The 15,482-nt window shown below is 40.6% G+C and carries 9 protein-coding genes and 2 pseudogenes; 7 read left to right on the top strand and 4 right to left on the bottom strand.

Annotated elements, in window-relative coordinates; all coding sequences use genetic code 11:
- Together pyk and aroQ are read right to left on the bottom strand one after the other, a co-directional pair.
- Positions 1–1,461: a pyruvate kinase gene (pyk, locus tag BACCOP_RS03120; RefSeq protein ID WP_007566049.1), complete on the bottom strand. Its 1,461-nt coding sequence runs from the start codon at positions 1,459–1,461 to the stop codon at positions 1–3.
- Positions 1,462–1,484: 23 nt separating this feature from the next.
- Entirely contained in the window at positions 1,485–1,910 is a 426-nt protein-coding gene (gene aroQ, locus BACCOP_RS03115; RefSeq protein ID WP_007566047.1) for a type II 3-dehydroquinate dehydratase, read from the bottom strand.
- Between the two features lie 66 nt (positions 1,911–1,976).
- Between aroQ and xerD the strand changes: the two genes are divergently transcribed.
- The 5 genes from xerD (at position 1,977) to BACCOP_RS03090 (ending at position 8,471) form a co-directional block, all read left to right on the top strand.
- The gene (xerD, locus tag BACCOP_RS03110) at positions 1,977–2,915 is read left to right on the top strand and encodes a site-specific tyrosine recombinase XerD (protein ID WP_007566045.1); all 939 of its coding nucleotides are present in this window, start codon (positions 1,977–1,979) and stop codon (positions 2,913–2,915) included.
- 141 nt (positions 2,916–3,056) lie between these two features.
- Positions 3,057–4,733 carry a tetratricopeptide repeat protein gene (locus BACCOP_RS03105; protein WP_007566043.1) on the top strand — a complete coding sequence of 559 codons (1,677 nt, stop codon included), beginning with the start codon at positions 3,057–3,059 and terminating at the stop codon, positions 4,731–4,733.
- Positions 4,734–4,836: 103 nt separating this feature from the next.
- Positions 4,837–5,850 carry a thioredoxin-like domain-containing protein gene (locus BACCOP_RS03100; RefSeq protein ID WP_007566041.1) on the top strand — a complete coding sequence of 338 codons (1,014 nt, stop codon included), beginning with the start codon at positions 4,837–4,839 and terminating at the stop codon, positions 5,848–5,850.
- Between the two features lie 12 nt (positions 5,851–5,862).
- A complete protein-coding gene (locus BACCOP_RS03095) occupies positions 5,863–7,401 on the top strand; it encodes a YifB family Mg chelatase-like AAA ATPase (protein ID WP_007566039.1) in 1,539 nt (512 codons plus the stop codon).
- Positions 7,402–7,580: 179 nt separating this feature from the next.
- Positions 7,581–8,471, top strand: a complete 891-nt coding sequence (locus tag BACCOP_RS03090) for an EamA family transporter (protein WP_040311754.1) — start codon at positions 7,581–7,583, stop codon at positions 8,469–8,471.
- A gap of 240 nt (positions 8,472–8,711) precedes the next feature.
- On the opposite strand, the gene BACCOP_RS03085 is transcribed toward BACCOP_RS03090, so the two are convergent.
- Positions 8,712–12,710: a hybrid sensor histidine kinase/response regulator transcription factor gene (locus BACCOP_RS03085; protein ID WP_007566035.1), complete on the bottom strand. Its 3,999-nt coding sequence runs from the start codon at positions 12,708–12,710 to the stop codon at positions 8,712–8,714.
- A gap of 215 nt (positions 12,711–12,925) precedes the next feature.
- On the opposite strand from BACCOP_RS03085, the gene BACCOP_RS03080 reads away from it, so the two are divergent.
- Both BACCOP_RS03080 and BACCOP_RS03075 read left to right on the top strand, forming a co-directional pair.
- The gene (locus BACCOP_RS03080) at positions 12,926–14,569 is read left to right on the top strand and encodes a carboxylesterase/lipase family protein (RefSeq protein WP_007566033.1); all 1,644 of its coding nucleotides are present in this window, start codon (positions 12,926–12,928) and stop codon (positions 14,567–14,569) included.
- Positions 14,570–14,593: 24 nt separating this feature from the next.
- A pseudogene (locus BACCOP_RS03075) lies at positions 14,594–14,806 on the top strand (carboxypeptidase-like regulatory domain-containing protein); the annotation flags it as partial.
- Between the two features lie 171 nt (positions 14,807–14,977).
- On the opposite strand, the pseudogene BACCOP_RS03070 reads toward BACCOP_RS03075, so the two are convergent.
- Positions 14,978–15,482: pseudogene (locus BACCOP_RS03070) on the bottom strand (transposase); the annotation flags it as partial.

Genomic DNA, 15,482 nt, shown 5'->3' with positions numbered 1-15,482 from the left:
TTATAAGTAACGGTTACGGTTGGGTAAAACATATTCATCTTCACTGTCCAACACATCGCCTACCTGATTGATTTCAAGGAATGAAGTATGAGTACCTTTCTTTCCTCCGCTCAAATAAGCCACCATGTCTTTATCTGAAAGAACTCCATCAGCAATCAATTTACGCAATGCTGTGAAATAATATTCCTGACCACTGGCTTTTTCTGGCATATAGATAGCTTCCACTCCATAAGATAATGCCAGATGACGCATAGTCTTTTCCTTATAACATACAGCCAACACAGGATATTTTCCACGGAAAGCTGCCAGGTTACGAGCAGTCAAACCACTGAAACAGTCAGTAATGATAGCACGAATCGGCATCAATGTAGCAGAACGTACAGCCTGTTTAGCAAGGAATGCAGTAACATCTGTATTTTCCGGAGTCAAAGGAATCTGGATATCATTTTCTTCCATTTTATCCTTTTCAGCCTGTGCAGCAATCTTGGCCATTGTCTTAACAGCTTCTACCGGATATTTTCCATATGCAGTTTCACCACTCAACATCAGCGCGTCTGTACGATAATAGATTGCATTTGCAATATCTGTAACCTCTGCACGAGTAGGACGTGGGTTGTTAATCATGGTATGCAGCATCTGAGTTGCTACGATAACCGGTTTCTTTGCCAGAATACATTTCTTGATAAGCTGACGCTGAATACCCGGAATACGTTCCTGAGGGACTTCAATACCTAAGTCACCACGAGCAACCATAACTCCGTCAGCTACCTCAAGTATTTCATCAATATTATCTACACCTTCCTGATTTTCAATCTTTGCAATAATCTTAATGTCGCTCTTGTGTGCATCCAATATTTCACGAATGTCAAGTACATCTTGCTTATTGCGTACAAATGAATGTGCGATGAAATCAATATCCTTTTCGATTGCATAAAGAATATTGTTTCTGTCTTTTTCAGTCAGTGAAGGAAGGTTTATACGTACACCCGGAACATTCACGCTCTTACGGCTTCCCAGTGTAGCGTCGTTACAAACCTCGCAAAACAAAGTATCTTCACTCTTTTCTACAACCTTCAGTTCCAGTTCACCGTCATCAATCAATACATCGGCACCAACCGACAAATCGTGTACAAAGCCCGGATAGGTCACAGCAATGCATTCACGAGTAGTTTCCTGTGCAGGATTGCCAACAATACGTACTTTATCTCCTGTTTTAAAATCAATAGGACCTTCTGCGCTTGCAGTAGTACGTACTTCCGGACCTTTTGTATCCATCAGGATAGCGATACGGTTTGATACCGCACGCACGTTACTGATTAATTTTTCGAATCCTTCACGACTGGCATGAGCTGTATTCATACGAACAACATTCATACCGGCATTAAAAAGGTCTCTGATAAAATCTACTTCACAACGTAAGTCCGAAATGGACGCAACGATTTTTGTTTGTTTGAGCATCATATTTTGTTCTTATTCTAAATGTATTATTTCTTTGTATATAAAAGTGCTTCCAAAGCAAGTCTGTACGAATCAAGTCCGAAGCCACATATCACTCCTTTACAAGCACAAGAGATCATAGATTTATGCCGGAACTCTTCCCGGGTATGCACATTCGAGATATGTACTTCAATGACAGGAGTTGTTACAGCACGGATAGCATCTTGCAAAGCTATAGAAGTGTGCGTATAAGCTCCTGCATTCAGCACAATTCCATCATAAGAAAACCCTATTTCATGGATTTTATTAATCAATTCCCCCTCTATATTCGACTGATAGTATTCTATCTGTACATCGGGATACTGTGCTTTCAGCGTCACCAAATAATCTTCAAAAGAAACAGCACCGTAAATTGAAGGTTCCCGTTTCCCCAATAAATTGATATTGGGACCATTGATTATTTGTATTCTCATACCTATTCAAACTAAAACTTTTTAATACCTTTGTTGAGAAATTTGGCACAAAGATACGAAAAAGAAATGAAAACTTATGTGAAAAGAGAGAAGATAATAATAAAGTATAAGCAATATCTGAAATTAGAAAAATCTCTCTCTGAAAATACAGTACAGGCTTACCTCACAGATTTGGATAAATTATTCGCATACCTGACATTAGAGAATATCGATTATACCCAAGTTACCCTACAAGACCTGGAAACATTTTCCGCCGGACTTCATGATATCGGAATTCACCCGCGGTCACAGGCGCGCATACTTTCCGGCATACGTTCTTTTTACCATTTTCTGGTACTGGATGACTATATCCAGCAAGATCCTACAGAACTACTGGAATCTCCTCAAATCGGAAAACATCTTCCCGATGTCCTAAGCGTAGAAGAGATCGATGCCCTCATCGGAAGTATAGACCGAAGTACCCGTGAAGGACAGCGAAATTGTGCGATTCTAGAAACCTTATACAGCTGCGGGCTCCGAGTTTCTGAGTTATGCAACCTGAAAATATCCGATCTGTATTTTGACGAAGGCTTTATAAAAGTCGAAGGGAAAGGGAGCAAACAACGCCTTGTACCTATATCTCCTCGTGCCATCAATGAAATCCGGAACTATTTTATCGAACGGAACCAGGGACTCATCAAACCGGAATATGAAGACTTTGTATTTATCAGCCGTTTCGGAAAAAACATTTCCCGTATTATGGTATTCCATATTATAAAGGAATTAGCCAGCCTGATCGGATTAAAAAAGAAAATAAGCCCACATACATTCCGACATTCCTTTGCTACTCATTTATTAGAAGGTGGAGCGAACTTACGTGCAATACAATGCATGTTAGGACATGAGAGCATCGGAACAACTGAAATTTATACACACATAGACAAGAACAGATTACGACAAGAAATCATCGGGCATCATCCTAGAAACATTAAGCATCAAGGTGCAGAGAAAGAGAAAATGACTTAATTTAATCTTTTTTTAATATCTCTTTAAAAAAAAGGAGGTTAAAACATCCACACCTAATAGAGTTTTTCTTATCTTTGCCCCCAAAAGAATAAAAAAACAGCTAGATTATATTTTTATAACAAACCTAATATTTAAAAAATCATGATTAAGAAGTTGTATTTGCCTTTAGTGGCATTGTTAGTCCTTGCTTTCTCTTCATGTAGCAAGATGGGCGAATTATCCGCTGACTACTTCACAACAAATCCAGAAGTGTTAGAAGCTGTCGGAGGTAAAGTTCCTGTTACTATCACAGGTAAGTTCCCCGAAAAGTACTTCAAAAAGAACGCTATCGTTGAAGTAACTCCAGTATTGAGATGGGATGGCGGTGAAGCTAAAGGCCAGCCAGCTACATTCCAGGGTGAAAAAGTACAAGGTAACGACCAGACAATCTCTTACAAGACTGGTGGTACTTATACAATGAAAGCCTCTTTCGACTATGTTCCTGAAATGGCTAAATCTGAATTGTATCTTGATTTCAAGATCAAAAAAGGTAAAAAAGAATACACTATTCCTTCTGTAAAGATTGCTGATGGTGTTATCGCTACTTCAGAACTTCCTACTGTAAACTCTGCTAACGCAGCTTTGGCTCCAGACGCATTCCAGCGTATCATCAAACAAGCTAAAGAAGCACAGATCATGTTCTTGATCCAGCAGGCTAACCTTCGCGCAAACGAATTGAAGTCTGAAGGTTTGAAAGACTTCAACAAGCAGGTTGTAACAGTTGCAGGCGATACTAAGAACTATAAGTTGAACAACATCGAAGTTTCTGCTTATGCTTCTCCTGATGGTGGTGTTAAATTGAATACTACTTTGGCTGAAAATCGTCAGAACAACACTGAAAAGTATTTGAACAAAGAATTGAAGAAAGGTAAGATCGAAACTACAGTAGACACTAAGTATACTGCTCAGGACTGGGATGGTTTCCAGGAATTGGTTTCTAAATCAAACATCCAGGATAAAGACCTGATCTTGCGTGTTCTTTCTATGTATAACGATCCAGAACAGCGTGAAACTGAAATCAAGAACATTTCTTCAGTTTACAAAACTTTGGCTGACGAAATCCTTCCTCAGTTGCGTCGTGCTCGCTTGACTGCAAACTATGACGTTATCGGTCGTAGCGATGAAGAAATCAACGAAGCATTCGATACTGATGCTAAGGTATTAAGCGCAAACGAATTGCTGTACGCTGCTACTCTGACAAACGACAAAGCTCGTCAGGAAGCTATCTACAAGAAAACTACAGAATTGTATCCTAACGATTTCCGTGCATACAACAACTTGGGTATGATGGCTTATGCTAACGGTGACTTCACTACAGCTGAAAACTACTTCAAACAAGCTGCTAGCAAAGACGCTAACGCTCCTGAAGTTAACACTAACCTTGGTTACATCGAATTGGTTAAGGGTAATGTAGCTAACGCTGAAACTTACTTAAGCAAATCAACTGGTGCTAACACAGCTAATGAAGCTCTGGGTAACTTGTATATCAAACAAGGTCAGTACGATCGCGCTGTACAGGCATTCGGTGATACTAAGACTAACTCAGCTGCTTTGGCTCAGATTCTGGCTAAAGACTACAACAAAGCTAAAAATACTTTGAATGCAGTTAAGAATCCTGATGCTTACACTGACTACTTGATGGCTATCGTAGGTGCAAGAACAAACAACGCTGATTTGGTTAAGACTAGCATGGCTAAAGTTGCTCAGAAAGATGCAACTCTGGCTGCAAAAGCTCAGATCGACCGCGAATTTGCTAAATATGCTAACGAAATCAAGTAATTGATTTTATCATATCTTTTGGAAAACCGGAATACATTCCCTTGTATTCCGGTTTTTTTATTACAAATAATTTAGTACTTTCGCAGAAAATAAATATGGAAACATGAGAAAAATAGTATTCTTCCTGACGATTGCAATCTGCTTGGCTTCATGTAAAAAGAAACCAGAGTTTGTTTTACAAGGCGAACTGCAAAATTGTAGTTCCGACGAAATTCTGGTTGTTTATGACGATCCTGTTTCCAAGCTTGATACTATTATTCTCAAGGACGGAAAGTTTACATATACTTTTTCACCCGATACATTAACATTATTCCAGCTAGTTTCGCCCGATATGTTAAAAACGATACCTGTATTTGCAGATAAGACACTGCATATGACTCTTAAGGGAAGTTTTGAAAATCCGGTTATCAGCGGTGACGGAGAGAATGGGGTATATGGAAAATTTCTGGAAAGTTTGCAAAACCTAAAAGACAGTGCGGCTATCACTCAAAAAGCAGAAGAGTTTATTGTACAACATCCGCACTCATTTGTATCAGCCTATCTCATCAACGATTATTTCGTACAAGTACCTCAGCCTGACATTGAAAAGACCAGAAGTCTGATAGAGCCACTTGGAGGAAACATAAAAGACAGCCGCATATTAAGTATGGCTTTAAAGTCAATACCTCCTAAAGACAAAACAGAGAGAAATGAAAAATACCTCACATATTTTTCATGCAAAAACCGTAGTGGCAAATATGTGACATGGAGTAGTTCAGAGAATAATTACACACTTTTGAACTTTTGGGCCAGTTGGGATAAAGCAAGTGTATCCGTACGTGATTCACTAGCCAAAATGGCAAAGGAATTTCCGGAAAAGAAATTCAGAGTGCTCAACATCTCACTCGACTACGAAAAAAAGAAATGGCTTGAAGCTTGTAAAGAAGACAGCAAACAATGGATTGAAGTCTGCGACTACAAAGGCTGGAGCAATCAGGTTGTCAAACAGAATAACATACATAAACTGCCTGCAAATATTTTAATAGACCGCAACCGAAAAGTCCTTGGTAAAGACTTAACGGAAAAAGATCTGTATACGACAGTAGAGCAGCTTATCAAAAAAGAGGAAAAGAAATAAAATAATCTCTTCATGTTAACCAAATTATTCGGAGCGGCGGTACAAGGTATCGACGCAACAATTGTGACCATTGAAGTCAACAGTTCACGCGGTATTAAATTTTTTCTAGTCGGTTTACCCGATTCTGCCGTAAAAGAGAGTCATGAACGCATCATGTCTGCACTGCAAGTCAACGGTTATAAATTTCCCACCTGCCAGATTGTTGTAAACATGGCACCTGCTGATATCCGAAAGGAAGGATCATCATACGATCTTCCCCTGGCTATCGGTATACTTGCTGCTACAGGAACTGTGTCATCCGACAAACTGAACCGTTACCTAATTATCGGAGAGCTAGGATTAGACGGTAATTTGCAGCCTATCAAAGGAGCACTTCCTATTGCTATATGCGCCCGTGAACAAGGACTGGAAGGATTAATTCTTCCCAAGCAGAATGCCCGAGAAGCTGCTGTTGTCAACAACCTGAAAGTATTTGGAGTAGAAAACATTACTGAGGTAATTGAATTCTTCAACGGGATTCGTACCTTAGAACCAACAATAGTCAATACCCGAGAAGAGTTTTATCGAAGCCAGGATAACTTCCCTTTCGATTTTGCCGACGTAAAAGGACAAGAAAATGTAAAGCGCGCACTTGAAGTTGCAGCAGCAGGCGGACACAACCTCATTATGATAGGCGCACCGGGTAGTGGAAAATCAATGATGGCGAAATGCCTTCCAAGTATTCTTCCCCCTCTGACACTGGCAGAAAGCCTGGAAACAACTAAGATACACTCAGTTGCCGGAAAGCTTGGTAAAGATTCTTCATTGATAGCTGTACGCCCTTTCCGCAGCCCTCATCACACAATCTCACAAGTTGCCATGGTAGGTGGCGGGAGCAGTCCCCAGCCTGGAGAAATCAGCCTTGCCCACAACGGTGTACTCTTTCTTGACGAGCTGCCTGAATTCAACCGGAGCGTACTCGAAGTCCTTCGTCAGCCACTTGAGGACCGTCGGATAACTATTTCACGTTCTAAATATACATTAGAATATCCTGCCAGCTTTACGCTCATAGCCTCCATGAACCCGTGTCCATGCGGCTATTATAATCACCCAACGCGTCACTGCGTATGCAGCCCCGGACAAGTTCAACGTTATCTGAACAAAATATCCGGTCCGCTACTCGACCGTATCGACATACAAATAGAAATAGTCCCTGTCCCTTTCGAAAAACTGTCTGAACAGACTAAAGGTGAGTCGAGTGCAGCTATACGCGAACGAGTTATCCGGGCAAGACAGATACAAGCCAGCCGATTTGCTCATGACGCAGGAGTCCACTGCAACGCACAAATGTCATCACGTCTGTTACACCAATATGCACTTCCAGACGAAAAAGGGCTCTCATTACTTCGCAATGCCATGGAGCGTTTTCATCTTTCAGCACGTGCCTACGACCGTATTCTGAAAGTCTCGAGAACTATCGCCGACCTGGAAAATGCCGAACACATACAGCCTCATCATTTGGCAGAAGCCATCAGTTACCGTAACCTTGACCGCGAGAATTGGGCAGGATAGTTTCTCGGTTACAACCGGCCTTCTCCTGATACATAAGTATCTTCATGAATAGAAAGCCCCCTATCAGGATACAAAAACGGCTAAAGGTTCTGAGACATGACAGTTCAGGAACAAGAATTTTATTCAGTCATCAACAATCAAAAAACATATATAAAATTTTACGTATCTATTCAGCCAATATGAAAAATATCAGTAAAAATGCAATTATCGGGTATCCCGCCGGAATTATCACCGGTATAACCTATGGATTAAATCCGTTGTTCGGAGTTCCTTTAATGAAAGAAGGTGCAGCCATCGAATCTATTCTTTTCTTCCGTTATGCCATTGCCGTATTATTCTTAGGTGGATTTCTCTTATTGAGCAGACAAAGTTTCAAGATTTCATGGAAACAAGCCGGCGTGTTGCTTATACTCGGACTACTTTACACATCAAGTAGTGTATTCTTGTTCGAGGCATACAGCTATATAGCCTCAGGACTTGCAACAACTATTATATTTCTCTATCCGGTTCTTGTAGCTATCATCATGGTCTTTTTGCGGGTTGTTCCCTCCTGGCCGGTCTGGCTTTCCATCATTCTCACCTTTGTAGGGGTAGTGATCATGACACAGAGCGATTCTACACAGACCATCAATCCGATAGGAGTCATCCTTTCGTTAGGTTCGGCTTTAGTCTATGCACTATTTATAGTCATCATCAACCGAAGCAAAATTATCAGCAATATATCAAACAGCCTGCTTACATTCTATGCACTGACAGTAGGTGCAATTATCTTCTTAGGGAAAATTACATTATCCGACATTCATATAACAACCGGACTTACAGGAAACATGGTCTGGTTGAACCTTGTCGGTCTTGCGATTCTTCCGACTGTCGTATCAACCGCTACATTGGCTATTGCGACACGAAACATCGGAGCCACCAAAGCATCCGTCCTTGGGGTATTCGAACCCGTTACTGCTATTCTCATTGGAACTGTTGTCTTTGGAGAAGCTCTCACAACCAATATCATTGTCGGAATTTTACTTTCCATAGCAGCCATAACCTTTATGATTGCCAAAACAAAAAGATAGGATCCGGCCTTTAACAGCCTGAAAATATTGTATTTATCAATAAAAGTTTCTTTTTACCCTTCACGGCTTCCACCGGGTTACTGGCATCAAGAACCGGTGAAAGCCGTGAAAGGCAAAAAAACAACACATTCCTTTTCCAAAAATATCAGCATCTTTTCACAAATTCATCGAGATATTTTTTTAAAATTCGTACAAAAAATACAGGAAACATGCTGATGTTTTTAAACTCCTATTAACCAACTATTTAAGATACTCACTAGGAGGTATTCCGAACTGCTGTTTAAAGCTCTTCGAGAAATGAGACAATGTATTGAAACCTGTCATATCAGCTATTTCAGAGATTGTATATTTACCCTCCTTCAAAAGTTCTACCGCACGATTTAATTTATACGTTTTGAAAAAGACACTCGGATTCTCTCCTGTCAGTCCTTTTACCTTATAATAAAATTTAGTTCGTGATATTTTCAGAAGCTGAGTCATTCTTGTTACATCCAGCTCAGGATTAGAAAGTTCACTCTCCATCAGATGATATAATTCCGTCATAAACATATTATCCTGCGGTGAAAGCACATTCTCGTCCATCTTGTCTGTCTGGGTAGAACGGCTAAGCAAACTACGTGTCTTTTCCCGGTTATTGAGCAATGACTTGATAAGAGCCATCAGATAATGCGGTTCAAAAGGTTTTGTCACATAAGCATCAACTCCTACATTCAACCCTTCCACCTGATTTTCTATGGTTGTCTTTGCCGTAACCAGAATGACCGGAATATGACAAAGCTGTAAACTCTCCTTTATCTCGCGGCAAAGCCAATAACCATCCTTTCCCGGCATGACCACATCACTCAGAATCAGATCGGGAACACTCTCTGTAATAGCTTCGAGTGCACTCTCTGCATTAAAACGGCAAACGACCTGATAATCGGAGCCAAGCAGCAGCTCCAGATAATAAGCAACTTCAGAATCATCATCAACAACCATGATTGTTTTTTTCTCCTTGTCAAGATCCGGATCAGGTTTTACAGGAAGCGGATTTTCCTCAAGCGGGAAAGCTTCCAGCTGATTGACTTGTTCATGCGACCGCTCTGCTTCCGAATAAGCCGACTGACCAACAGGTACAATAAGTGTAAACATTACTTTATTGTCGTCTTTCAGATTAGAGGCAGTCAAGCTCCCATGATGAAGTCGGGCAAGACTGCGGGCATAATAAAGTCCAATACCCGTTCCCCAGTTATATATTCCTCCATGCTCATCCGAAATCTGATAATAACGTTCGAAGATCTTTTCCAGTTTATCATCCGGTATCTGTCCGGTATTAATAACTTCTATCTTTACAGCTTGTACAGCATCCTCCCCCGATACAATATCAAAATTCACATTGATACGTCCACCAGCGGGAGTATATTTCAAGGCATTCGACATCAGGTTAGTAAATATCTTATCTATTTTATCTTCATCTATCCAGGCAATGAAACTTCCTTCCAAGCCGTTGGTTATCATTGTAATCGACTTACTTTCAGCATTAACACGGAATATATCTGTCAACTCTTTCAGAAACACAACAATCTCAGTAGGACGTACCTTGAGTTTCAACGTATCATTTTCCAGTTTATTAAAATCAAGCATTTGGTTTACCAGCCTCAGCATACGGTTTACACTACGCTGTACGATACGAAGCAGATTTTTATTCTCACCGGTTATATCCGAACTGCTATACAATAAAGAAATCGGACCGGAGATCATTGTCAGAGGTGTACGGAATTCATGAGAAATATTGGCAAAGAAACTCATATTCATCTTATTGATAAACTGCTCTTGCGCCTTTGCCTGTTCTGCACGAAGCACAGCCTGCTTCTCCGCGCGTATACGCCACATGGCTCTTATAAAGAAGGCCAAGATAGTAATCCCCGCTATCAGATAAAAAGTATATGCCCACCATGTAGCCCACGGAGCAGGATGTACAATAACCCGAATAGCATTTTCTCCTACGATAGTACTCTGATCATTTTGAGTAATCCGAACCCTAAAAGTATAAGTTCCAGCAGGAAGATTTGCATAATAGGCTTCTTTATTGTTATGAGCGTTAATCCAATATTGGTCGAATCCATCCAATTTATAATAATGGTGCAGACGTTCACTTTCACTATAGTCGAGTGCGGCAAAAGAGATACTGAAACCATTTTGATCGTACTTCAAATTAATATCCGGATTATAAGATAAATGACGATCTATACAGGCTCCTTTTCCCGGACGGACCAACGTATTATGTATTTTAATATCTTCAAACAGCAGAGGTATATCATGTCTGACCTGCATGTTAGTTGGCTGGAATATTGTCACCCCATGTGTACCGCCAAAAACAAGTGTACCATCATCCAGACAGCATGAAGCTCTGTCATAAAACTGATTGCCACCTAACCCGTCGGCTTCATAATAATTTATCCATTTATCAGTTTGAGGAATATATTTGCTTAAGCCGTACAATGTACTTATCCATAAATTTCCTTGTCTATCTTCCTCGATACTGGATATATCTGTACAAGTTGTCCCCGGGAACGGAGTAACTTTTCCTGATTCAGGCGAATAACACATCAGTCCGTTACTTACGGTTCCTATCCATATATTACCAGAACTGTCTTTATACAAATCGGTCGGAATAAAAACAGAACGCTGGATACAACGTTCAAAGTCTTGTATATTTACTTTAGGCTCAGATATTGTTCCATCTGCAGATACCAGTTTTAAAGGCTGGTAAAATGCTGAAGCAAGAATAGTTCCATTACCTATAGGTAAAAGCCCTGGAATAAATGTATAGCCGCTGAAAACCGGGAAACGAGAAAACGCTTTATCTCCTTTACGCAATACATATAGGAAACTACTCGCTGTGCCAATCCACAGATTCTGTTTATCATCTTCCACTATAGACATGGGAACATTCACCATATATCGCTGCTCTACCCGAAAACGTCCTTCTTCATACTTACATTTCAATACTTCATTGGATGTAGCTGTCATCCAGACAGTTCCATCTATATCGCTGACATACAACTGATTGACATAAGCAGTATTCCCTTCACCTCTGCCAAAGAGCTCATTACGGTCTATCTTTTCCAACTGCTGATTGCCAAACCGATAGACAAATACCCCATCCATCAGTGTTGCAATCCATAAGTTCTGATGTTTATCTGCCGACAAAGAAATAACAGACTTATCCTTAAAATAAGAACTCAAGTAGTTATTATTGTTAAACAGTTTCTTATAACGATAATGTACTGCATACCCCTGATCTACTGAACCAATCCATAAATTGCCTTGTGAATCATTAAACATACGGCTAATCTTAAAATTCGGGACTTCAAAAGGAAAACCATTCTCACCCTGATGAATGAGTGTCTTCGATGTTTTGTCGTAATAAAACACTCCCCTTCCCTGCGTACACAGCAAGACACCGTTTTCATAAGGATAAATATACTCAACAGGAACATGTGACAAGACCGGATGAGAAGCTATCGCCTCGGGCAATGACAAATACTTGCGCTGCCTTACATCGAATATAGATACCGACTGATTGCCTGCCATCCAGAGTTCTCCATTTTTCAGTAAATAAGAAGCACGACAATACTCTTCTCGTTTCATCGAGAATGTTCTTTTATAATTGGACAAAGAATAGCACCGCATATCCTTGGAAGTTATTACCCAGCAATTATCTTGTGCATCGACAAAGCTGTTGATAATAAACATAGATGATGTATCAAAATCATAAATAGCCGGTTCAAAACACTCTTCCGATGAATTATACAGACAAATACCTGTCAGTGTAGTAAGCAAAATATCACCTTTGGAAGATTCAGACAAACGCAATCCGTTTCTGTTATTTCCACTCAAGCGGATATTCTTAAAATTATCCTTATCGGTATACTGGCACACACCGTTTACTGTCGATATCCACAAGCGCTTTTTTGAATCAAGAAAAATATCCTGAATATGATTGTCGGGAATATCAAGAGAGTCATCCGTACAAAAATACTGATGATATTCATTTACGCTGAATTTATTCAACCCACGGAAAGTACCTATCCATATATGTCCCTTCCCGTCTTCACCGAATGCCGTAATCTGTTGATTGGATATACCATTGGTGACAAGAGGACTTTGTCTTTCTACTTCTGAAGCCAAATCTTTCCCACTGCGAGTGCATGAGAACAATAAAAAAATAAAAAACAAAAGACTTAATGTTTTCATTTTAAGTATCGCTAGTTAACAAAATTACAGACACAAATATAAGCAAAAAACAAGGCATAAAGTACCCCAAAAGCACATTTTGAACAAATGAACAAACATTTAAACAAATAAGACGGGAGGATTGAACGCTGCAACAAACATTAAAAATAAATAAAATAACTGTAGAGAAAGGAACATCGTAATATTGCAATCGGAAAACCTAAAACAATAAATTTATGATAAAACACAAATTCTCTACCTTAATCTTCATTTCACTGCTTGCATTATATACAGGAAATGCAAGTGCTGCCGGCAAGTACAATGAGCCATGCGATGAAATTTCCGCATCATCGAATATTGCCGTCACACAAACCCAATATGGTAAAGTGGGTGGTTATCTTGAAAATAATGTATTTACCTTTAAAGGTATTCCTTACGCCAAAGCTGAAAGATTTATGCCTCCTACAGCACCAGACCAATGGAAAGGCATCCGTAGTTCACGGGCATACGGACCTACTTGTCCACAAGCAGAACGTATGGGATGGCAATCAGACGAACAAGCTTTCGCATTCAACTGGGATGACGGTTTTCCAGGTGAAGATTGTCTGCGTGTAAACATTTGGACTCAAGGATTAAAAGACGGGAAAAAGCGCCCTGTAATGGTATGGCTGCACGGCGGAGGCTACGCTGCCGGTTCAGGTCAGGAACTACCTTCATATGACGGTGCTGCTCTGTCAAGAAAAGGAGATGTGGTAGTAGTAACCTTAAACCACAGATTAAACGTACTTGGTTTTCTCGATTTATCAGCTTACGGAGGTAAGTATGCCCAAAGTGTAAACGTAGGTTTGCTGGATCTGGTAGCTGCACTTCGCTGGGTAAACGAAAATATTGAAAACTTTGGAGGTGACCCATCAAATGTCACCATATTCGGACAGTCAGGTGGCGGAGGAAAAGTATCTACACTACTCGCTACTCCCTCTGCAAAAGGTCTTTTCCAAAAAGCCATCGTACAAAGTGGTTCCATGCAGCGGACAATGGAAAGCAAATACTCCCAAAGGATAGCTGCGGCTACATTAGAAGAACTGGGTATCAAAGCTGAAGAGATTGATAAACTTCAGACCATACCTTATAAAACATTACTGGCTGCAGGCGAAAAAGCAATAGCCAATGTCCGCAAAGAAGCCGAAAAAGAAGGCATCCATTCTTTTATATTCGGATGGGGACCTACCGTTGACGGAAACATCCTCCCCCAACAGCCCGAAAAGCAAGCCGAATTATCAAAAGATATTCCAATGATGATCGGTACAACCTTACATGAGTTCTGTATCAGTACATATGTTCCCGAACTGAGAAATGCAACTCTCGATCAGGCAAAAGAAATGCTGAAAGCTAAATATGGAGAGAAGACCGATAACTATATCGAAATATTCAAAAAAGTATATCCGGCTGCAACTCCTCAAGATATGATCGATTTTGACGTAACATTCCGTCCAGCAGCAATCGAACAAGGAAACTGGAAAGCTGCCCAGCACGCCGCCCCTGTTTACATGTATCAGTTTGCATGGGAATCACCCGTAATGGATGGAATTCTCCGTTCTACTCATTGCATGGAAATAGCTTTTGTTTTCGACAACATCGCTCGATGCGCCTCAATGACAGGTGGAGGTAAAGATGCACAAGCACTGGCAGACAAAATGAGCAGTGCATGGATACAGTTTGCACGTACAGGAAATCCTAATGTAGAAGGTCTTCCAACATGGAAACCGTATACAGTAGAGAAAGGTGCAACAATGATTTTCAACAACCAAAGCGAGATCAAATACAACCAAGACAAAGAACTGATGCAGTTCATTTCAAAGTTTCCAATGAGAGGATTCTAATTACTAACCCTAATTCTTAACTATATGGAAAAGACAAATGACAAACAATGGACCAGAGCGATTGCCTTTATTGTTCTGGTTATGTGGATGGGACTATCATCTGCATTGGCGCAAAGTATTACCGTAAAAGGTCAGGTTCTGGATGCAAAGAGCAAAGAACCTTTAATCGGTGTAAGTGTGCTTGAAAAAGGTACGACCAACGGTACAATTACTGACTTCGACGGAAATTATGTATTGCCTTAAATCCGCAACTCCATTCCCGAAGTGCTACCTACATAAAGAGAAATGGACTTTTGATTCGTAAGATAACCATTAAGTCCTCGCGTCCGTTTCAATGCGCATACCATCCCCTTACCCCATAAAGCGACTTGAGGCAATACGCAATCAGTGGCCATCAAGTGATGTAAATCATCCGGAAGAAGTTTTGAAGGCTTCTGCATATGCATGGTTGTCGGTGTAGATATTCAGCACACATTGCCTTGCGGTCTTAATCCACTTGGCAGGTACTGAAATGAATTTGAAGACAAACGTCTTGATACGGCTGGTTTCCTTGAGCCCGAACTTCTTCACTTCAATCCTTTGCATGATGGCCTTGTAGAAATTGCGTATCAGTGCCGTCAGGAGCAGGAACACGGTATTTTCCGCCATGAAGGATTTAGGCAGTCTGTCCCATCCAAACCCATTGTTCATGTCATCAAAGACGCGTTCCTTGCCACCGCGCATGTTATAGAACTCCACGATGTCCCTCATGGATGATTCGTAATCGTTGGTCAGGATGCAGCGGTATGTATATTCCCCCTCCAAAGGTCCGGTCCACTGCCCATGCGTCTCTGTCTCTGGATTACAAGCGATAACGGTTTGCCCTTCACCTTCTCAACGAGAAATGGAATTCAAATCAAACACGATGGCCGTT

Source organism: Phocaeicola coprocola DSM 17136, from assembly GCF_000154845.1.
In the GTDB taxonomy this organism is placed as follows: Bacteria; Bacteroidota; Bacteroidia; order Bacteroidales; family Bacteroidaceae; genus Phocaeicola; species Phocaeicola coprocola.
Note: the sequence above shows the minus strand (reverse complement) of the source record. Positions and strands in the feature narration are given on the sequence as shown.